Below are 20453 nucleotides of genomic sequence, written 5' to 3'. Positions count from 1 at the left end.
TCGTTATTTTGTGTTGTCCAGTGAGGTTCAAAATTAGAGGTCCACTTATATAAAGAGTTTAGTCTGCCTTCTTTGCTATAAAATAAGTTTTCCTTTTGAGCTGTTTTGTTAGTATTAACTAAATTCTAAACTAACTGTGCTATAATGAAAAAGATAAAACTCGGAATACTAATTTCAGGTAGGGGGTCGAATATGCAGGCCTTAATAGAAGCATGTCAAGATCAGAATTTTTCCGCAGAAGTTGCATGTGTTATCACAAATAATAGCGAAGCTGCTGGTCTGAAAATAGCAGAGCAAGCAGGAATCTCAGCGTTTATTGTTAAAGATAAACCGCTTGATGCTGGTAAAATTCACGAAATACTTGTTCAACATAAGGTTGATTTAATTTGCCTTGCAGGGTTTATGAGAATTCTCAAAGCTGATTTTCTGAGTAAATGGCATAACAAGGTTATAAATATTCATCCCTCTTTACTTCCGTCTTTTAAAGGTCTAAACGCTCAAGAGCAAGCTCTAAAAGCAGGTGTAAAAATTACAGGTTGTACTGTACATTATGTCACTCCTGAAGTTGATGCTGGAGCCATAATTGCTCAAGTTGTTGTACCAGTGTTACCAGCTGATGATATTCAAAGCCTCTCAGAACGCATTCTAGCTAAGGAGCATAAGTGTTATGTAGAAGCAGTAAGGTCAATAGCAGAAGATATATGACTGTAATAATTATTGACCTTGAGCGTTTTTTCCAACTTCAACAAAAAATAAATTTTCAGGTTCCAGTAAAGAACTTGCCAGTTCGTTTACTTCCTCTAATTTAACATCATTAATGATATTCGCATAATTATTTATACGGTTAACATCACGATCATTTATCTGCATATTATCTAGCAGCGTTGCTGTATTTGTGTTATTGGACAGGAAAAGGACAAGATTATTTACCAAGCCAATTTTTGCATCCTTGAACAATTGTTCGTCAATTCCTTGCTTTTTTATTCTGCTAAATGTATCTTTTACTGCTGATATAGCTTTGCCAGCAGTAGAACTATCAGTACTTATAAATCCAGATATAATATTTCCATGTTTATTGGAAATAATACTTGCATAAACACCATAAGTAATACCCAAGTTTTGCCTCAGTTCTGTCATTAATATTGAATTCAGCCTCATGCCACCAAGTGCATCAATTAAGACACCAGCGTTATAATAATTAGGATCTTCATAAGCTATACCTTTTTGAGCAAAAAGTATCACACTCTGTGGTATATCCATAAAAATATTCTTACTTTCTGCAGAACCAAAATTATTTTTTACAGGTATTTTTCTAACTTTTGATCTTTTTGACGGCAATTTAGATAAATATTTATCTAATAATGTAATAATTTCTTCTTTTTTTGCACAACCAGCAACACTGATAACTATGTTATCTTTAGCAAAATTACGCTTTATGTATGTTAAAACATCATCTCTAGTAATGTTCATTATAGTGTCAAGAGTACCGTACACACTTTTTGAGTAAGGATGTTTTTTAAACAATAACGTATCTAATTCTTTTCCAGCAACAAAATAAGGACTTTTTTCAAGATTATTAAAATTAACTTTGGCTTTCTCGAAAACTCTATTCAACCCTTCAGGGTCAACTTTAGGACGCATTATAGTATCGCTCAGTAATGAAATTGCTTCCTCTAGATTGTCAGACAAAGTATTTAATGAAACCCTAAATGCTTCTAAATCAGCAATAAAATTTAAACTAATCCCTTTATCTTCAAGCTTTTTCGCAAAATCTTTGGCATCATTTTTTCCTGCCCCTTCTTGAATTATAAGAGAAGTAAACCAGGTAAGTCCCTGTTTTTCTGCATTCTCATACACATAACCTGCATCTTTAAATGATATATTCAGTGAAACTTTTGGTAAAGCACAGTTTTCGACAAATAAAAACTTAAATCCTTTACGGGTAGTGACCTCCTCTATATTTAAGCTACCACTTGCTTGTAAATTAAAGCTTAGGCAGAAAAAAAACAGAAGTACAAATTTACTTATTCTCATTGTTATCTCCTTTTGGTAATAAACGACCAATTAACTTATTGGAAGAAAAGATAGTACGAATTTTGTTATTTACATCCTCTAAATTAACATCATCTATTTTGCTATATGAAATATCTATTTCATCAAGTGGAATACCAAGTGCAAGGTGTGGCACATAGAACATCGCTATATGAGTTAAGTCAGATAGATTATCAAACTGTGCTGCTTTGTATCTATATTTCGAGCTTTGCAACTCCTCATCCGTTATTCCTTTAGACATGAAGTTATTAATAGCATTATCTAACTCTCTTTCAACAATATCTAAATTAACTCCGCTTTTTGGAATGACCTGAATATCAATGTAGCCATCACTAAAAGCTAGGCTATTATAATAAGCAAACACTGATACTGCCACATCTTCATCTAAAACCAGATCATTATACAGTTTGCTGGATTTGCCGCCACCTAAAATTTCAACCGCTAAATGAGCAGCGGAAGCTTCATTTATATGCTCAAATAAGGGTACACGATAACGAAAATATAAAACTGGTTCTTTTACTTCAGTGCTCTCTAAGGTCACCGATAGACCTGCATTATGCACTGGATCCTGATTTGGGTAATTTCTCATTACAGGCTTAGCTTTAATTTCGCCATATTTTTCTTCTGCTAATTTCACTACTTCATCAAGTTCCACATCACCCACAATCAGTAATATTGCATTGCCGGAGTGATAATAGTTATCATGAAACCTCGTTATGTCATCCAAATTGTAAGTTTTGATATCGCTCTCCCAGCCGATAACAGACCTACCATAGCCAGTACGGTAAAATGCACTATTCATTTCTTCCCATAACAAGTTGTTAGGATGATTATCAAATCTCATTTTTCTTTCTTCCAACACAATGTTTTTTTCTCTATCTATTTTGTCTTGAGTAACATTAAAGCTGCCCATTCTATCTGCTTCAACTTCCATTGCAAGTGGTAAATCTTTTTTGGGGATCAACTCAAAATAACAGGTATATTCTTTAGTGGTAAACGCGTTAAATTGAGCCCCAATGCTACTCATAGTGGCTTCTATATCTGTGAACTTTCCTGTAGTTTCAAACATTAAATGTTCAAAGTAGTGAGCCAATCCTGCTTTGCCGATTGGATCATCCATTCCCCCAACTTTGTATATTACTGCATGTAAAACGGCTGGAATCCGATGATTAGGAACAATATAAACATCCAAACCGTTATCGAGTTTAGCATGTTTTATGTTGTGCTCTATGTTTAAAGCATTCGAAGAAATTGGGTAAGTAAAAAAAAATGCAGGTAGTATAAGAAAACTAAAAAGCTTATGAAGCATTATCCTAACCTAATATAAACATAATTACTTTATTCCCCATTTTGTTTGGAAATAAACATATCGTATGTATACCACTTATATAGCGATGTCAACATTATGTGAATATAATTATTTTATTCCTCATTTTGTTTAGAAATAAGCATATCGTATATATACCACTTATATAACAATGTAAACATTCCACAAACTATAGATAAATCTGCTAAATTAAAGGCTGGCCAATACCAATCATCAATATGAAAATATATGAAATCATATACAGCTCCCCAATAGATCCTATCAACTACGTTTCCGATTGCTCCACCAATCATCAGAGAAAAACCAAGGTAAGTTGACTGATCGTCAGACTTGTATATCAAATATGCAAGTATACCAATTATTAGTATTGAAAATGCTGAAAAAAAGAAACCGCCATGTGGTAAAGCGCTACACATTCCAAAACTAATACCTGAATTCCAAACTTCAACTAGTTTTATAAAACTAGCGATCTCAATTGATTCTCCTTCATCAATCAATGAGTTTATGTACAATTTGCTCGTTTGGTCAATCAATACTATAATTAATATAACAACTAAGCATAACTTTTTCATAAATTTGCCTTTAACCTATAAACTTTAAGTATATCATAATTTATCTGTTTTGTTAACTCCTCAATACTATGGAATTTTTTTTCTGACCTTATGAATTTTAAAAGTTGTATATTGACTTTATGACTATATACGTCTTCATCAAAATCGAATATGTGCATTTCTATTATAGGCTTTTTCAGATCCTTAAAAGTAGGTCTCATACCAATATTGACTACTCCATATAACCAATTTGGATTACTATCAGGAAAAGTCACTCTAGCGTAATATGTGCCAAACTTAGGTTTTATCATGCAATCTTCTATAGGAATATTTATGGTTGGAAATCCTATTTCTCTACCTCTACATGCACCTTTTGTCACAACACCAGAAACTTGATAAGGCCTGCCGAGCAATTTATTAGCAATTTCTATTTCGCCCCTTTGTACATACTCCCTTATTGAAGAAGAAGAGCAAATTTTGCCGTCAATTGTTAATGGCTCTAATTTAGTCAAAGAGTATCCATATATTTCAGAATATTTCTCTAGAGTTAATATATTACCCAATCGTTTATGACCAAAAGTGCAATTTTCTCCGACAATTATGTGTTTAGCGCCATATTTATCTATTAAAATCTCACTGATAAAGTCATCGCAGCTAACCTCAGAAAAACCTCTATTAAAATTAATAATATATAAGTAATCTATACCATAGCTGCTGATTAGTTCCTTTTTTTGTTCTTGGTCTATTAACCTAAAATTGTTTCTACCAAATAAAACAGTTGATGGGTGAGGCTCAAAAGTTAAAACTGCAGAGGGTAATCCTCTTTCTTGTGCTACCTTCTTTAGAGTAGAAATTGCAAACTCGTGTCCTAAATGAATGCCATCGAAATTTCCGAAGGTTAGTGCTATATTATTTTCTATTCCTTGCTCACAATTATAAATAATTTTCATACAATTTGATATGTTTCTTATATATAATAACTATATTTTAGTAAGCTACGGAGATAAATTGTGAAAAATGTTGTGATATATGTAAAGAAGGGCTGTCCATACTGCATAAGGGCAAAGGATTTACTAGATAAAAAAGGTGTGAAGTATGAAGAAATTGATGTGCTCAAAAACTCAGATCTATTTAACGACATAAAATCAAAGTATAACGTTAGAACAGTTCCACAGATTTTTATCAACGATAAGCACATTGGGGGGTGTGACAAATTGATGGATCTTGAAAAAGAAGGAAAGTTGGATGATATGCTAAATAATAATGACAATCACACTGATGTCACAACCTACACAAACAGCAATGATGAATGTGGAGAGTGTGTTATACCACATGATGATTTTATGTAACTTTTTATCTTGTTTTGTCGTGTAATACGTAAATGAAAACTAGTATGCTCACTTTAAACAATTCTTAATGAATTAAAAATACAATTCATTCAGTGAGTTTTTTTAGTGGGAAAAAATGACAAAAAATATTTCAATTATTAGCAGAAACTTAATTAGTATCGAATTAGTTAACAAACAAGATTTAGAGAATTTCATCAAGATTTTCACAGTGCTTGATAAACATATAGCAGCTAAAACACTTTTTACAGAAGAAGTGAGAATAGAGTATAAACAACACAACGGCATAGAAGTTGTTGAATTGCTAAAAGATACAGACTTTACATATCATGAGGTTGAAAATGTATTGAACCACCTGAGTAAACATGGAATGAAGGTGCCCAGCAGTGTTATAGCACACACCCTTTTTGCTGCATACAATCATGCACTTGAATTTAAGGATGTAGCATTTTCCTTTTCTGAAGGCTCTCCACAATTTAACATCAGAGTGAGTAAGAACACCTTCATAATAACTCCTATGAGTGAGGAGAATTTGGAATTGAATTCACAAAGTAGCAAGAAATTAATAGAGTCGTTACAGAGCGAAAAAAATATTTATGATTGTATAGTAGAAGAAAATACCATTAAAGTTATAGTGCATTCTGAAATACATCAAGCTATAAATTTGATTATAAAATCACTGATAAAGTCTCGCCTTTTAGCAAAAGAGGAAGAAGGAAAATTCAAAGAGAAATTGAGACAACTTGCTTTTAAGGATCAAGCTTTTGTTGAGTATTCCAGTATCAAAACCATCAGTAGGTATCCACATAATCATCCTCTCAGAAAGCATGAAAGTGTTACTAAGGATATAGAAAATATTTTATGTGATTTCATAGCAAATGAGAATAGCGAGTTCGCTATAGAGCGGTTAAATAGGCTGAGCTCAGCAGTTTCTCCGGATACTCCAAGAATCATCACTAAAACTATAGATAAACTTGTTAAGTTTCACTAAGATATACGAGAGCCAATAGATTTCTTGTATTACCTTTTGTCATCCAAGTAGCCTTGGCTACTTGGTTCTTTTTTTGGGTTCCAGCTATGTACATAGCTGTATGAACATTGTAGCCGTTATTCAAGTAGCCCGCAGAAGCGAAAAACTTACTTGACAAACTCCGCCAACTCCCTTATCATGAAACTGAAGCTATTTATTTATCTTCTCTGTACAGATTGAATGACAAAAAAACTCACGTATCTGGCGTCTCATGTTTAATTTTTTGCACTATGTGCACCTTATGTCTTTATAAAACTTCTAGGTTTTTACCTAATATAAGCTAAAATGCGCTTATAAAGCATTTAAAACATAAAAAAACGCCAACTTAAAAAATGGATAGTGAATAACTAGCTACCCTAGGGTTTCTTTTGCCTTTTTTTCTGTTTAGTAAATTTCTTAATGTTTATAATTTAGATTAGTTGCGGCTTAAAAGCAACTGAATCGCGGTTATTAAACGTTTAGAATAAAAAAACGCCATACTTGAAAGTATAATGTAAGTAATTAGCCAACCACGGGGCTTCTTTTGCCTTTTTTTTCGTTTGGTAAATTTCTTAATGTTTATGGCTAAACGACAACCGTCATCCCGCTACGTGTTAGCGGCCGAGATACCGCGAATGAATCGCGGTATGACGGTTCGTGGCGGTATGACGTAGAATTTTATACTCACCAACTCAGTATTCCAACCTGGATTGTATCTTATCGGTAAAAAAGAAGAGCTATTTTAGGAAGTTTTTATAGGACTAAAACCAAAGAAAACTTGCATATAAGTTTATCAAGATGTAAAATTAAAGTTATTTTAAAAGAATAGGTTAATTATGAATCTTGTAACAAAATCTGCTATCGATTTTACTGCTTCATCTGTTCTCTCTGACGGAGAAATTGTTGATGATTTCTGTCTGAGTAAGCGCATAAAAAATAAGTATGCTGTCCTTTTTTTCTATCCACTTGATTTTACTTTTGTTTGCCCAACTGAATTGATATCGCTCAATAATAGAATAAATGAGTTTGCAAAGCGTGGTGTTGAAGTGATAGGAATAAGTGTAGATTCAAAATTTTCACATTATAAATGGCGAAACACTCCAGTTAATGATGGTGGTATTGGAGAGATTAGCTACACTTTAGTGTCTGATATCAAAAAGTCTATATCAAGAGACTATGGGGTCTTATATGATGACTCAATTGCGCTGAGAGCAACTTTCGTTATTGATGATAAATTTATTGTACGTCATCAATCGATAAATGATTTGCCTTTAGGGCGTAATATCGATGAATTCGTTAGAATCGTTGATGCAATTAAACATAATGAAGAGCATGGTGAGGTGTGTCCAGCAGGGTGGAAAAAAGGTAAGCCAGCAATGCAGGCAAGCGATGAAGGAGTAGCTGATTATCTAAACTCATACAGTGAAGAATTATAAATTTAGTACAAAAGTTCTTATTATTGGATCTGGGGCAGCGGGTTATGCTGCTGCTATATATGCAGCACGTGCAAACTTAGAGCCAATTGTAGTAACGGGAATGCAGCCTGGTGGTCAGCTTACAATTACTACAGATGTTGAAAACTATCCTGGTTTTGTTTCAATACAGGGTCCAGAACTAATGGAGCAAATGAGGTTGCATGCAGAAAAGGTTGGAGCAAAAATAATAGATGATGAGATAAAAAGCGTTGAACAACTTGAGGATTCTAATGAGTATAGGTTTAGATCTTCTGGTAATATCAATGACTACTATTCAGATGCAATTATCATTGCATCTGGTGCGCAAGCGAAGTGGCTTGGTTTAGAAAGTGAAAAGAAATTTCAGGGTTATGGGGTTTCAGCTTGTGCGACTTGCGATGGTGCATTTTTTAGGAATAAAGTTGTAGCTGTGATTGGTGGTGGAAACACTGCTGTTGAAGAAGCAATATTTTTAACTCGATTTGCCAAAGAAGTGATATTAATACACAGGCGTGATAAATTAAGAGCGGAAAAAGTAATGCAAGATAGGCTCTTTAAAAATGATAAAATAAAAGTAATGTGGAACCATACCGTAGAGCAGATTCTTGGAGAAGAAAATCCAAAAAGGGTTGCTGGTATTGCGATTAAATCAGCAGAAACCCAAGAATTAAAAGTGGATGGAGTGTTCATTGCAATCGGGCATGCACCAAATACGGGTATTTTTAAAGGCTTTGTTGAAATGGATGAGCAGGGTTACATCATTACAAAACCTGGAACAACTTTAACTAGTAGGGCAGGAGTGTTTGCTGCAGGTGATGTTCAAGATAAGGTATATCGTCAAGCAGTAGTTGCAGCAGGAACAGGATGCATGGCTGCGCTTGATGCAGAAAAGTTTTTGGAGTCGTAGTTAATTCTAGGATTTTAGATAAATTGCTTGCAATTTTCCTTTTCTTTTACATAATTATATTAGTAAATCATTAATAAAGAGGGTTTAGTATGCCTTATAGAAACGGTGTAGCATGTTATGGAGCTTATGGAGGTGGTGATAACACGGCATCGCAAGCTCGAAATCCGACAACTTCAAGACAGCTAAGTGAATCAACAAAACAGCTATTTAAGGCTATTGATGATGGAAACCTAGAAGATTTTAAAGAAGCTCTGGCAGAGGGTGCGGATGTTAATGCGTTTGATAAAGAAGGCATGACACCTTTGATGTCCATAGTTACTAATTTGTCTGCAGGCTCTGAAACAGAAAAAGAATATCAGAATATGATTAGGTTGCTCCTACTGCACCGGAGCATAGATGTTAATATTTCTGAACAAAATAATAACAATACAGTTTTGCATCTAGCAATGTGCTTTCAACAAAAGAAAACTTTACAACTCTTACTAAGTCATCCAAACATAAACACTTATCTAACCAATAAAAACCATCAAAATCCTGAGGAATGTGCTAGACAAAATCGTGCTGGGCATTTGATAATAGAAATACAAAAAGCACAGAAAGGAAAAGAATTATTAGCTGCTCTTTCTAGCGGAAATATTTGCCAAGCGAAAAGACTATTGAATCAAGAGCTTCATCCTAATTGCTGGAGAAGAACCCAAGATGGAAGAATAAAAACACCACTTAGCTTAATTATTCGATTATGTTTACGAACGATAACAGAAGATGAAAAAGAAGTATTGACAAAACTTTTAAAACATAAAGACCTAGATTTTAGTTACGAGCAGTATGCACAATTAAAGCAAACAATTGAACAAGCTATTCAGAGCCGATTAACTGATACTATTAATAGAAAAGATTTAGATGATGTGAAAAAATTAGTAGAAGATAATTGTTTTATAAATCGTGCAGTTGTTACTGCTGCATTGGGGGGTGTTGATAATCCAGTTAACTCTATTAAAGATTATTTAAATGAAAAATTTCCTGCAAATACGAATAATATACCAGAAGATTTTGAGAAGTTTTTACAAGGGCTTGAAAGAACAAAAGCTCAACTTGTAGAAAAAGAGCAAGAGCTAACGAATAAAACTAGCAAAATTTCACTATTAGAAAGAGATTTAGGGCAAGTAAGACAGGAAAAATCGGCTCAAAAAACAAAAATCAATGATCTAAATAGTGAAGTAACTCGACTTAATAGAATTGTGTATGGAAGAGCAAGCGACACTGTCGAAATTTTACAATTAAAAAGAGATTTGAAACAAGTAAGGGAAGAAAGAGATAGGCTTTCATCAGAAAATAGACTGCTCCGTAGTAATAAAAACGAAAAATCCTCGCAAGCAATTTCTTCTGGTAGAAAACTAAGCAACTACGCTTCTGCATGTTTTATATTGCTTGGAGTATATACTGTTGTTGCATGTTTAGTAATAGAAGATTATCCAGGGATAATAAGTGCTTTCTTTACAGCAGTTGCACTGGCTTTTTTTTTATTAGGATGTTGTAATTTATATAAAGCAAACACAATACTTAGTGATGTTGAAAGCACTCAGCTTGGTGGTTTAGAACGAAGTTAAAGTTTTGATTTCTTCTCCAGGCCCTGCTGAAAATTTTTGTACATGTTAAAAACATCTTGATAATTGAGGTGAGTGTAAATTTGAGTAGTTTCCAGGCTTGAGTGACCAAGCAGTTGTTGTATTGATCTTATGTCAATATCTTCCTGAAGCAAATGAGTAGCAAAACTATGGCGAAATGCATGTGGAGATAAAATTTCTGGTAAATTTAACATTCTCCTTATTTTCTGCAAACGATTGGCCACATAAGTTCTTCCCAATTTTTTTCCTCTTACTCCCAAAAAAAGATGTTGTGCTTCATCAAGGTAAGGGCAAGCTTTTATATACTCTTGTATACATTTTTTTACTATGGGGAGAATGAATACCTGCCTTTGTTTATCTCCTTTACCTGTAATTATTAAGTTTTCGCTACTGATATCACTAACCCTAAGGTTCAACGCTTCACTGATTCTTAAGCCTGTACCATATAGCAGGACGATAATCGCAATTTCTCTTTTTACCACCCAAGGTTCACCCAGGTCGGATAGTTTCATTTCTTTCAATAAAGTTTTTATATTAGGTATTGATAATGCTTTGGGCAGAGTTCTTCTCTGAATTGGCCTTGATAAGGAAAATACAGCTTCATTGTCTATATTGTGGTTATTTTTTATGTACTTGAAGAAATTTCTGATTACTGAGAGTGCTCGAGTGTTGGATCTTGCGTTTACACCTCTTGCGTAACGAGAGGTAAGCCAACTTCTTAACTCAGGTATGCTTAAATTTTTCAGAGTACCAACATTTACTTCTCCGCCAATGTGAGTATTTAGGAAACTTATAAGATCCTTCAAGTCCCTCATGTATGACTCTAAAGTATTTGGTGAATAAGATCTGTTGCACCTCAGCCACTCATACCATTTTTCAATGATTGAACCGAGGTCCACAATTATTTTTTAAAGAAAGCATCGATGCACGCATCTCGAAAGGCTTCATTTATATCAGGATGAGAGTGACAAATTCTGTATATATCCTCTGCTGCTGCGCCATATGCCATTGCAACCGCTGCTTCGTTTATTAGCGTGTCAGCGTATGCTCCTATGATATGCACACCTAGTATTGTATCTGCTCTGCTACAAGTCAGCACTTTCACGAATCCTTCAGCATCATCAGTGATTTTTGCTCTGCCGTTTGCAGCAAATTGACATTTACCAACTTTGTACTTACGGCCAACACTTTTCAACTCCTCTTCAGTTTTACCGATTGAAGAAACCGCAGGGTGAGTGTAAATGACAGATGGTATGATTTCATAATCAACGTGAGGTACTTGCCCAGCGATTATCTCTGCAACTGCCACTCCTTCTTCTTCTGCCTTATGAGCAAGCATTGCTCCACCGATCACATCACCAATAGCAAATATTCCTTTTACATTAGTTTCATATCTGTTGTTAACTTGAACGAAACCGCGATTATCTTTTTCTATTTTTTCATCAATACCAAGATTCTCAGTGCATGGTTTGCGTCCTGCTGCAACCAGCACCTTATCTGCCTCTATAACGTTTGTTTGGTTATCTTTTACAGAGCAAACTTTCACACTCAAAGAGTTGCTACTTTGTTTTATCTCCTCGACTTTAGTGCTAAGTAAAAATTTTATTCCTTGTTTTTGTAGACTAGAAAGTAGAGACTTACTTAATTCTCCATCCATTGCTGCAGCGATTCTGTCAAAAAATTCTACTACAGTGACTTCAGACCCTAGCCTTCTCCATACAGAAGACATTTCAAGCCCTATTGCCCCGGCTCCGATTACGACAAGTTTTTTTGGTACTTCAGTTAAAGATAGTGCACCGGTGGAAGAAATAATGTCTTTCTCATCGATATTAATTCCTGGCAAAGAAATAACATCAGAACCGGTTGCAATTACTATATTTTTTGTCTTCAGCACCTTACCTTCAACTGAAACTTCAAGATTACCTTGGTCAAAAGAAGCAAGCCCATTGATTTTAGTGATTTTGTGAAGGTTAAACAGATATTCTATACCTTTTCCAAGTTCCTGAACTCTGGCGTCCTTATAGCCTAGCATTTCTTTTAAATCGAAACTTGCGTCCTTAATTTTTATGCCAAGCTTCGACAGATCATTTTTCGTGTGAGCATACTGATAGGAAGAATGGAGCAATGCTTTGGAGGGTATGCACCCAACTCTGAGGCATGTGCCACCAAAAATGCTATTTTTATCTATACAGGCAACTTTCAATCCAAGTTTTGCAGCAGCGATAGCACACTTATAGCCTCCTGGGCCACCACCTATAACAATTAAATCATAATCAGTCATAAAAAACAAACCTATTTTCTAAAGAATAAACACCTTTTCCCTCAGTTGTTACATATATCTTATTGCGAGTAAACACTGGAGTGTGAAACACATTACCAGGTACTTTGACTACCTTTCCTGCACTTTCAGATCCCGGAAAAGCAAACATTGAACCTTTATTGCTTGTCACCCACAGTGTATGGGCATGCATAATTGGAGCAAACAATTGCGTATTTTCTATTAAATCAGATGTCCAGACTGTTTCTCCATTTTTTATATCCAGGCCAATTATTTTATCGTCTTTAGTAACTATAAAAATTCTGCCGCCTTCTTTTTGTTTCTCTGCAGGAATAAGAGGACTATAATATGACTCAATGTCTGATACACTTTTTACTTGCAGTGACTTTGACCATAAAATATTTCCTGATTTCACGTCAATGCTATAAATATAAGAATTATTTGTAGCTATTAAAGTATCGCCAAGCACTCTCGGTGTAGTAGTTACATCTGTGAGCTGTGTATCCAAAAGGTTTGTAGCCAATTTTTGGCTCCACAATTTTTTACCGTCTTCATTAAAAGCTATTAACTCACCATTTGAAAATGGTGCTATTATTTTATCATTAGAAATTGCTGGCGATATGGAATACAAACCTCGAACCTCATTGATGCCGTTTTGATAAGTCCAAACGAAGCTGCCATCTTTTATATCAAACACGTACAGATAATTATCAATAGTCAATACTACCAATTTATTATTTATTACTGCTGCTTTTCCTCTTACTGGAGCTCTCAATTCTTTTTCCCACTCAATCTTGCCAGTTTTTGCGCCTATTGCGTGTAAAGTGTTATCCACTATAAAGAAAACATTTTTTTCATAATGTGATAGGCTCATGTTACCAATTTTTTTCCTATGTGAGAGGTGTAATTTCCAATTCATAGCCTTTGAGTTATCAATATCAAAGGAATATAAAGCGCCGTGCTTGTCTGATAAAATAACGCTATTTTCTATAAGCACTGGAGCTACATATCCTTGAGATAGTTTTTTATCCACTAGACTTATTCTCTCGCTTGCCATTGTGTAACTGCTACACAATAACATTATCATGACAATTATTACTTTCATTATTTATTGAAAACAAGATTCATTAATATACATCTTAAGAACCTTAATTACAACGGAAATGTTCTTGCTGCATGTTAAAAACGTTGATTTATGAACGAAATATTATATTATTATGTGAGATAATGTATATTCTTAGAGGTAGTACACCTCATCCACTATGCAGCAACGTGCATAGCTGTATGAACATTGAGATATAAAATAATTTATACCAAGAAGAAAGATGTCATCCAAATAGCCTCTTTTCCTGTCATCCCAGTGCTTGACACTGGGATAGCTTTGTTGCATAGCAACTGAAAAAATCTGGTGGCTACTGACAAAATTCATTATAAATAGCTATTTAACTGTTGAAGAAAAAATATGCCACAAAAAATGAGAGTTAGTAACTGCCATGAATATAACAAATTTCTAGAAAAAAGAGGAAATATTTTTCGTTACATCGATAAAGCTATCGAAAATTGGTATGAAAATAGTCCAAAAATGCAGGGCGGCAACTATATTTATAGTGATAAAGTTGTGATTTTAGTGCATATAATCGTTAATCTTTTTAGAATTGGCTTAAGACAAATAGTCGGGTTTATAAAAGGATATTTGCAACAAATAGGAAGAGATTTGGCAGTTATCAGCTATTCGCAAGCTTCAAAAAAAACTTAATATTAAGATCAATGATTGCAGAATTGATAAAAATAATATGGAAGATATCGAAATTGCCATAGATAGCACAAGCATCAGCATTTATAACAACACACAGCAAGGAAAATAGCGCTGATAGAAAATATCGTGGCTATGAACAGACAAGAAAATTGCATGTAATGTTGAATATAAACAGCAAAAAAGCCATAGCTGCAAAATACAGTAACGGTCTGATCACTATGGAGCTTGCGATTTACTTAAAGGAGTTAATTTTCAGCATGCCATAAAAGCACTATATGCAGACAGAGCATATGACAGACATAAACTCTATAAATTGTGTGATGAATGCGGCATAAAGACAAAAATTCCTCCAAAAAAACAATGCAGCAGAGCATCCAAAGTATGGCAGAGAGAAATGCTGCAATTAGACTAATAAAGTCATACAGCGAAGATGGAATGAAGAGGTGGAAAAGGCAAACAAACTACGGAAAAAGATCTTATGTAGAAAGTTTTTTCTCGCGACTGAAACAAACATTCGGGTTTAATTTTCGGAACAAATCTGAAATTAATCGTGGGAAGGAACTGCTACTCAAGTGTTATTTGCTTAATCAATTTACTGACATTGGTATGGCTAAATTTGAAATGGCTACATGAATTTATCGTAAATTACCACCGCATAGTTGTAACATTGTACCATATTACAATGTTCGTACAGTTGTGTGCGCGACCGGGGGTTTTATACTATTCTAGAAGTAACATACGGAAAAGGGGGGATTCGAACCCCCGACATATTTTCATATGTGCACGCTTTCCAAGCGTGTGCTTTAGACCACTCAGCCACCTTTCCATGCTTATTCATAATATTGAAAATTGTACTGCTAAACAATATAAAAACCTGGTATATAGGGTTCACCACGAAAATTCACAGTATTGTTAAACTTGCTTCTGCAAGTTGGAAATGTTTTATCGCAACCTGCGAGTATTGAATATTTATCTCCAGCAAAAATTTGGTATGGAGGCGAAGTAAACAACGTAACTACTTTATTTTTATATTCTTTTACTACACCTTCAAACGCTATTGAGCCAAAGAATTTTACTACTCCGTGCTTATAATATTCATCACTCTCAGTTAAATTCGTGTCTTCAAATCTTCTTTCGTCTATTACTTTAGTGATTGTACTTATTTTACTAAATTTTTTAGTATCGGCTTTACATTTATCATCGCAAAATTGTGCTCTGCATGCAGGAGAGTATAATTCTGCTATGCTTCTCTCAAGCTTTGCTGAAAGCCCTCTAATTTCAACAATAAATCTTCCACTACTTAATGTCACTTTACCAAAAATTCCTGAATGTAGATTCATTGTTCCCTGGGTCAAGTCTTTATAATTCACAAGAAATATCTCAATATTTGCAAAGTCGTACTTTCCTGATAAAACATCTTTTTCTTTGATATCAACACTATTTAATATTCCCTCAATTTCCAAATTATCAGTCTTTAAATCGCTGTTTAATATTATACTACTGGCTGTAAATCCACTTGAAGATTTATAGAGTATATTATCAATATTTAAGTCTTCATCATAGTCAGTGAATCCCATTACTTCTCCACCTGCAAGCGTTAATTTCCAGCACGTAGCAGTGGTAAGTAATTCTCCAGCTAAATGATTTTTTAGTGTGGTTTGCATAGGGGCCTCCTGCTTAATTGATTAAATTTGAAAGTAGCTATACGGCCAGTAGAATAAGGGCAGTGTGTTCTTTTCTCATCATCTAAGTAGCCATAAAGCGTCATTCCGGTGACCATAGGGTGTCATTCCAGTGCTTGACACTGGAATCCAGGAAATTTTGCTTGTAAGTAAGCAAACTGATTTGGTGAGCATAAAAAGTGGCTGATCTTATGCTGAATAAACGCTTTTGATGAAGTTGCATGGAAAGATGGATCCCAGTGTCTGGGCACTGGGATGACATCCTTCTTGGTGGAGTGTCCTCAAATCACAATGTTCGTACAGTTGTGTGTCACGCACTGGGATGACAGAAGAGAGGACACCATATGTTTATTTGATCGACAAATAAACACTAACAGACAAGAATACACCACAATTAACTGTGGTGTGTACTGGCTGGTTAGAAAGAAAACTTCACACCAGTAAGAAGGAGAATTCCTTGGTTAGAAGGTACATCAGCATCAGACTCATCTTTCAGCTTACCTGTTTCGTTAGTCATAAAATAATGGAGAGCTGCGTAAGGAACAAATTTGTTCTTACTGCATGCAGGAGACAGATCATATTGAACGCCAAGTGCACCATCATGAAGCATATCTTTGTCATTCATTCTGCTGCCAAAATACGTCAAACTTGTGTAGATATTCTCATGTTGATACCCAGCTCCTACAGTCCAATACATGGTATCTATACTATCTTTACCAAATTGAGCTTTCAGCCCTTCCACTCTTTTGCCATCAGTAGCATCTTTACTATCAATTTCCGTATAGGTATCACCAATTAATTTTTTAATACCCTTCGGTTGACCAGATTTGCCCAAGTATGCAAAAGAGGCAGCAAACTTTACGCCTTGATCTTCATTAATCTTATAATCAGCGCTTACACCAAAATTAACACCCATCAGGTCATTATACTCCACAAATTCCTTATAAAGATGCTTATCTTTACTTGGTTGCTTTGGAAAGCCATATTCACCAACTGCAGAAGTTTTAACTTTTATGTTATGTTTATCAAAGTCATATTCATATGATGCACCAGCACTTACTATGTGCTCATAGTCTGGGCCGACATGCTTTATCGTTTCCTTATGTTCTATCTTACCGCCTTTATCTTCTGAAACTGTTTCTTTTACAGTAAACAAACCACTATCATAACGAGGTGAGTAGCTGATACCAAATCTTGCGCCCATATAATTTGGTGAGTAGTAAGCAACTCTAAATGGCAGTGTAGTCATAACGCCTTTGTTATATTTCCCTGCCATACGGAAAGAGAATTTTTCACTTTCACTCGAAAAACTTTCAGTGTAAAGACGTGGTGTTACATAAAATGGAAAGCTAGCAGCGCTTCCTTCTAAGTTCACTTTTCTGAACCAGTCACTATCTGCAGCTCCGTCAACAGTCGCAATTCTTGTTGCATCAAGCCTCATCAGAGCCTCAGGACCAAATTGGTAACCAAGCTTCACGTCACCATATTTTGAGTTAACAAACACATGCGCACTTCTGCCTTTTGCAGCATAAACACCCTGTGAAGCTCCCTTACCTTCGGTCACTGGGACATGAAACTGCACGTCAGCACCATAAAGAAGACCTAAATCTTCATTCTTATTTTCTGCTCTGAGGTGCAATATTGCATCAGCAATCATACCCATATCGTTGCTGTAATCACCAATATTTCCTATTCCTTCATAGAATATTGGATTTGCTCCTTTTGTTATATCTGGAGTGGCATTATAATACTCTGTAGATCTGTTTGGCATAACGTTATAACGTTTATAATCTGCGCCACTTGGTCCAGCTTTGCCATAACCTTGAGCATCAACAACACCACCAAAAGTTATTCTTAAATTACTTTGCCCTTGATTGGTATCGATAATATCAACTCCACCAACTGAAACAACAGGACTTGCCTTACCTTTTTCCTCTGTATTTTTGTTAACAACTTTTATATCCTTCTTTACATCTTTAGCTTCAACTTTAGCATTCTTAGTTTTAGAACGCTTAGTTTTTGAAACTTTACCTTTTTCTATATTAGAATTCTTAGCGTTTAGAGCTTTCGCTTTTGAATCCTCTATAAGCTTTGCTTTTTTCTCATTTGCTAGCCTGATCTCCTCTTTTTTCTTCTGCTCGGCTGCTAATCTTAGCTCCTCTTTTTTCTTAAGCTCTTCAGCTTTTTTTCTTGGATCAGCATTACATATTCTGTCCATCTTTTCTTTCAGTTTTTTATTTGATGTTTTCATAACTTCTGTTTTTCCAGAAGTTTTTGTGCTCTCTTGCTTTTTTATTTCCTTCATACTCTCATCAGGAAAGTCAGCTGCAAAACTGCTGAAAGAACATAAAGTTAATAAAGAAACTAGAGCAGTTCTAGTATACATAGACTTTTTCATGAAGTGCCCCCAAAAAATTTCGAAATCATATCTTAAATGTAAATAGTATAAAAATGTTGAAAATTCAACTTAAAGCAACCTTATAACGAAAATAAAAGTAAAATGCAATACCTTAAAAGCAACTTTCTTAATATGCTCAACGTGTATATTAACCAAAATTTAGTACAGAGGTTCGCTTGTTAGTGCATTATAACTCGACTATTTATTCTATGGAAGTAAAATTTTTCCACCACAAGTTATTTGCCATTCTTCTTTAAATTTCTTTAGGTATTCTTTTTTTTCGCACTCTAAAAGCAGCTCTTCCGCACTTTTGTTGTAGCTTTCAGTAGTAATCCTTCCCTGATGATGCATGAACCTTAAGTAAATCAAATAAGTGTTAATTACATCTGTTTCACAATAATCTCGAATCTCTTGTATCTTGCCGCTATCGTATAAGTCCATAACTTGTGACCCATCAACTCCAATCTTACCAGGAAGATTAAATGCTGCACAAACTTCGTTCATTTTTACTCTCGCAGAAGCTCCAAAATCAGAGAGGGATTCAAGCAAATCACAATGCCAATCACTGCTATATCTCTGATTGTAACTATTCCACTTATCGCCAGCTTTATGAAAATATTCCGCTTGAATGCCATGGACCATAGCACGATACTTCAGCACTGGTATATCAAAAGTGCGTCCGTTGAACGAAACTAATCTTGGCTTTTTCTCTGATATGTAGTTAAAAAATCCTTTCACTAGCTCCTTTTCACTGGAATTTAGTGTGCCTCCAGATCTTATTTCTTGCAGTGTGAACACCTCATAACCACTCTGGTAGCTTATATTGCAAAGTAAAAAACTAATAACTACAACAAGGTGAAAAGGCTGACGCAGAAAAGAGTTTTGCCCGTTTGTTATTTCAAGATGATATTTTGTTAATGCATCCCTCTTCTCTTCTACACTACTATCATCACTAATATTGAGTAAATTTTTGCAGGAATTTACATCTGGTATAGTTTCAATATCAAATACCAATAAAGAATTAAGCATTGCCTATATACTCCTCCGGACGGTCGATCCAAGGTCGCACTTTCACAAATAAAAAGAGGTGTACCTTGCACTCAAATAATTTTTCTAGTTCAGCACGCGCTTCGATATTAATTTTTTTAATATTACTGCCATCTTTTCCTAGCACTATTTTTTTATGACTATCTTTCAACACAAATATGATCTGTTTGATGACTAAACTCTTATCTTTTTTTTCCTCAAATTGTTCAGTTATAACAGCTGTAGAGTATGGCAATTCTTCACGCAAGTTCAAGAATAATTTTTCTCTCGTAATTTCTGCTGATAAAAAATTTGTCGAGGAATCGGTTATTTGATCTTCTTCATAAAACCAGGGGCTCACCGATGCAACTTCAGACAAGTAATTCATCAAATCAGAAAGTCCATCATTCTTTAATGCTGATATCATAAAAACCTTTTCAAATTTATAAAGCAAATTCAGATGCTCATGCGCCATCTTTAATTCAGGCCTTTTTACCAAATCAGTTTTATTGATAACCAAAATGCATCTGCCTTTTGTGCGCTGCAGCCGCATAAATATAGTCTTAATTCTTTCTATATTTTTCAAATAATTGCTTACATCAACAAGCAACAAAGTGATGTCACTATCCTTAACTGCCGACCATGCAGATTTGACTAAAGCTTTTTCAAGTTTTGTTTCTGCTGAGAAAATTCCTGGGGAGTCAGTAAAGACAATTTGTGTGTTGTTGCATGTTGCAACACCCCTTATTTGCGTCCTTGTTGTTTGCACTTTAGGGGTGACAATTGCAATTTTCTTGCCTATGATGCTGTTAATTAATGTAGACTTCCCAGCATTTGGTAAGCCAGCTATGGTTACAAATAAGCATTTTTGTTCTTTCACAAAGAAAATTATAAAGAAAACTGAATGCCCGCGTCAAGCTACTTATATGACAAGAAGGATGACAGAACCCTTTTTGGTTAGCATGCAAAAAGGAAAAAAACTTATTCTACAAATTAAAAATACAATATACTCAAAAACTTTTCAGAAAATCCATAGGAGGGT

The 20453-nt window shown here is 34.8% G+C and carries 20 protein-coding genes and 1 tRNA gene; 9 read left to right on the top strand and 12 right to left on the bottom strand.

The genetic code is table 11. From position 1 onward, the window contains the following. Window positions 1-144 precede the first annotated feature (144 nt). Window positions 145-705, top strand: a complete 561-nt coding sequence (gene purN / locus ABWU32_RS06700) for a phosphoribosylglycinamide formyltransferase (protein ID WP_015589189.1) — start codon at window positions 145-147, stop codon at window positions 703-705. A 9-nt stretch (window positions 706-714) separates the two neighbouring features. Here the strand turns inward: purN and ABWU32_RS06695 are convergent, their stop codons facing one another. The 4 genes from ABWU32_RS06695 to ribF form a co-directional block, all read right to left on the bottom strand. Continuing rightward, window positions 715-2034 (bottom strand): M16 family metallopeptidase, encoded by a 1320-nt coding sequence (locus tag ABWU32_RS06695; RefSeq protein WP_015589188.1) that lies wholly within the window; start codon window positions 2032-2034, stop codon window positions 715-717. After that, the gene (locus ABWU32_RS06690) at window positions 2021-3361 is read right to left on the bottom strand and encodes a M16 family metallopeptidase (RefSeq protein ID WP_264723515.1); all 1341 of its coding nucleotides are present in this window, start codon (window positions 3359-3361) and stop codon (window positions 2021-2023) included. The genes ABWU32_RS06695 and ABWU32_RS06690 overlap by 14 nt, the downstream gene beginning before the upstream one ends. Window positions 3362-3474: 113 nt before the next feature. Then, window positions 3475-3951, bottom strand: coding sequence for a signal peptidase II (gene lspA, locus ABWU32_RS06685; RefSeq protein ID WP_006279329.1), 477 nt, complete (start codon window positions 3949-3951; stop codon window positions 3475-3477). Next, window positions 3948-4880 carry a riboflavin biosynthesis protein RibF gene (gene ribF / locus ABWU32_RS06680; protein ID WP_010082493.1) on the bottom strand — a complete coding sequence of 311 codons (933 nt, stop codon included), beginning with the start codon at window positions 4878-4880 and terminating at the stop codon, window positions 3948-3950. Before ribF ends, lspA begins: the two co-directional genes overlap by 4 nt. Window positions 4881-4940: 60 nt before the next feature. Between ribF and grxC the strand changes: the two genes are divergently transcribed. From grxC to ABWU32_RS06655, 5 genes are all read left to right on the top strand, one after another. Next, window positions 4941-5279, top strand: coding sequence for a glutaredoxin 3 (gene grxC / locus ABWU32_RS06675; protein ID WP_007550037.1), 339 nt, complete (start codon window positions 4941-4943; stop codon window positions 5277-5279). A gap of 115 nt (window positions 5280-5394) precedes the next feature. Next, window positions 5395-6267 carry a hypothetical protein gene (locus ABWU32_RS06670; protein ID WP_007550039.1) on the top strand — a complete coding sequence of 291 codons (873 nt, stop codon included), beginning with the start codon at window positions 5395-5397 and terminating at the stop codon, window positions 6265-6267. Between the two features lie 854 nt (window positions 6268-7121). Further along, a complete protein-coding gene (locus ABWU32_RS06665) occupies window positions 7122-7721 on the top strand; it encodes a peroxiredoxin (protein ID WP_012673206.1) in 600 nt (199 codons plus the stop codon). Beyond that, window positions 7708-8646, top strand: a complete 939-nt coding sequence (gene trxB, locus ABWU32_RS06660) for a thioredoxin-disulfide reductase (RefSeq protein ID WP_015589186.1) — start codon at window positions 7708-7710, stop codon at window positions 8644-8646. The genes ABWU32_RS06665 and trxB overlap by 14 nt, the downstream gene beginning before the upstream one ends. Window positions 8647-8735: 89 nt before the next feature. Further along, complete coding sequence (locus ABWU32_RS06655) at window positions 8736-10253, top strand: ankyrin repeat domain-containing protein (RefSeq protein WP_141457017.1); 1518 nt, start codon at window positions 8736-8738, stop codon at window positions 10251-10253. Here the strand turns inward: ABWU32_RS06655 and ABWU32_RS06650 are convergent. From ABWU32_RS06650 to ABWU32_RS06640, 3 genes are read right to left on the bottom strand one after another with little or no spacing between them, the layout of a single operon-like run. Continuing rightward, window positions 10250-11170, bottom strand: a complete 921-nt coding sequence (locus ABWU32_RS06650; RefSeq protein ID WP_353278603.1) for a tyrosine recombinase XerC — start codon at window positions 11168-11170, stop codon at window positions 10250-10252. The two genes, ABWU32_RS06655 and ABWU32_RS06650, sit on opposite strands and share 4 nt — an antisense overlap. 2 nt (window positions 11171-11172) lie before the next feature. Further along, on the bottom strand, window positions 11173-12552 hold the full coding sequence (gene lpdA, locus ABWU32_RS06645) for a dihydrolipoyl dehydrogenase (protein ID WP_015589183.1): 1380 nt from the start codon (window positions 12550-12552) through the stop codon (window positions 11173-11175). Continuing rightward, the gene (locus ABWU32_RS06640) at window positions 12545-13654 is read right to left on the bottom strand and encodes a PQQ-like beta-propeller repeat protein (RefSeq protein ID WP_015589182.1); all 1110 of its coding nucleotides are present in this window, start codon (window positions 13652-13654) and stop codon (window positions 12545-12547) included. Before ABWU32_RS06640 ends, lpdA begins: the two co-directional genes overlap by 8 nt. Before the next feature lie 357 nt (window positions 13655-14011). On the opposite strand from ABWU32_RS06640, the gene ABWU32_RS06635 reads away from it, so the two are divergent. The 3 genes from ABWU32_RS06635 (at window position 14012) to ABWU32_RS06625 (ending at window position 14938) form a co-directional block, all read left to right on the top strand. After that, the gene (locus ABWU32_RS06635) at window positions 14012-14305 is read left to right on the top strand and encodes a transposase (protein ID WP_265027871.1); all 294 of its coding nucleotides are present in this window, start codon (window positions 14012-14014) and stop codon (window positions 14303-14305) included. Window positions 14306-14567: 262 nt separating this feature from the next. Next, window positions 14568-14717 (top strand): hypothetical protein, encoded by a 150-nt coding sequence (locus ABWU32_RS06630; protein WP_285520262.1) that lies wholly within the window; start codon window positions 14568-14570, stop codon window positions 14715-14717. Beyond that, entirely contained in the window at window positions 14687-14938 is a 252-nt protein-coding gene (locus tag ABWU32_RS06625; protein ID WP_022626339.1) for a hypothetical protein, read from the top strand. The genes ABWU32_RS06630 and ABWU32_RS06625 overlap by 31 nt, the downstream gene beginning before the upstream one ends. A gap of 106 nt (window positions 14939-15044) precedes the next feature. On the opposite strand, the gene ABWU32_RS06620 is transcribed toward ABWU32_RS06625, so the two are convergent. The 5 genes from ABWU32_RS06620 to era all read right to left on the bottom strand — a co-directional run bounded on the left by ABWU32_RS06620 (window position 15045) and on the right by era (window position 20291). After that, window positions 15045-15131, bottom strand: a tRNA-Ser gene (locus tag ABWU32_RS06620). Window positions 15132-15162: 31 nt separating this feature from the next. After that, complete coding sequence (locus tag ABWU32_RS06615) at window positions 15163-15969, bottom strand: DUF2163 domain-containing protein (protein WP_141457018.1); 807 nt, start codon at window positions 15967-15969, stop codon at window positions 15163-15165. A 436-nt stretch (window positions 15970-16405) separates the two neighbouring features. Next, entirely contained in the window at window positions 16406-18385 is a 1980-nt protein-coding gene (locus ABWU32_RS06610; RefSeq protein WP_012673252.1) for a porin, read from the bottom strand. Window positions 18386-18592: 207 nt separating this feature from the next. Beyond that, entirely contained in the window at window positions 18593-19414 is an 822-nt protein-coding gene (locus ABWU32_RS06605) for a 3'-5' exonuclease (protein ID WP_015589180.1), read from the bottom strand. Further along, a complete protein-coding gene (era, locus tag ABWU32_RS06600; protein ID WP_010082484.1) occupies window positions 19407-20291 on the bottom strand; it encodes a GTPase Era in 885 nt (294 codons plus the stop codon). The genes ABWU32_RS06605 and era overlap by 8 nt, the downstream gene beginning before the upstream one ends. Window positions 20292-20453 lie beyond the last annotated feature (162 nt).

The organism is Wolbachia endosymbiont (group A) of Udea olivalis (genome assembly GCF_964028365.1).
Classification (GTDB): Bacteria; Pseudomonadota; Alphaproteobacteria; order Rickettsiales; family Anaplasmataceae; genus Wolbachia; species Wolbachia pipientis.
This window is presented reverse-complemented; position numbering and strand designations above follow the sequence as displayed.

Excerpts from the sequence above, each read along its gene's own strand:
- purN (WP_015589189.1), top strand. The coding sequence starts at position 145 with ATGAAAAAGATAAAACTCGGAATACTAATTTCAGGTAGGGGGTCGAAT.
- ABWU32_RS06695 (WP_015589188.1), bottom strand. The coding sequence starts at position 2,034 with ATGAGAATAAGTAAATTTGTACTTCTGTTTTTTTTCTGCCTAAGCTTT.
- ABWU32_RS06690 (WP_264723515.1), bottom strand. The coding sequence starts at position 3,361 with ATGCTTCATAAGCTTTTTAGTTTTCTTATACTACCTGCATTTTTTTTT.
- lspA (WP_006279329.1), bottom strand. The coding sequence starts at position 3,951 with ATGAAAAAGTTATGCTTAGTTGTTATATTAATTATAGTATTGATTGAC.
- ribF (WP_010082493.1), bottom strand. The coding sequence starts at position 4,880 with ATGAAAATTATTTATAATTGTGAGCAAGGAATAGAAAATAATATAGCA.
- ABWU32_RS06670 (WP_007550039.1), top strand. The coding sequence starts at position 5,395 with ATGACAAAAAATATTTCAATTATTAGCAGAAACTTAATTAGTATCGAA.
- ABWU32_RS06665 (WP_012673206.1), top strand. The coding sequence starts at position 7,122 with ATGAATCTTGTAACAAAATCTGCTATCGATTTTACTGCTTCATCTGTT.
- ABWU32_RS06655 (WP_141457017.1), top strand. The coding sequence starts at position 8,736 with ATGCCTTATAGAAACGGTGTAGCATGTTATGGAGCTTATGGAGGTGGT.
- lpdA (WP_015589183.1), bottom strand. The coding sequence starts at position 12,552 with ATGACTGATTATGATTTAATTGTTATAGGTGGTGGCCCAGGAGGCTAT.
- ABWU32_RS06640 (WP_015589182.1), bottom strand. The coding sequence starts at position 13,654 with ATGAAAGTAATAATTGTCATGATAATGTTATTGTGTAGCAGTTACACA.
- ABWU32_RS06635 (WP_265027871.1), top strand. The coding sequence starts at position 14,012 with ATGCCACAAAAAATGAGAGTTAGTAACTGCCATGAATATAACAAATTT.
- ABWU32_RS06625 (WP_022626339.1), top strand. The coding sequence starts at position 14,687 with ATGGCAGAGAGAAATGCTGCAATTAGACTAATAAAGTCATACAGCGAA.
- ABWU32_RS06615 (WP_141457018.1), bottom strand. The coding sequence starts at position 15,969 with ATGCAAACCACACTAAAAAATCATTTAGCTGGAGAATTACTTACCACT.
- ABWU32_RS06610 (WP_012673252.1), bottom strand. The coding sequence starts at position 18,385 with ATGAAAAAGTCTATGTATACTAGAACTGCTCTAGTTTCTTTATTAACT.
- ABWU32_RS06605 (WP_015589180.1), bottom strand. The coding sequence starts at position 19,414 with ATGCTTAATTCTTTATTGGTATTTGATATTGAAACTATACCAGATGTA.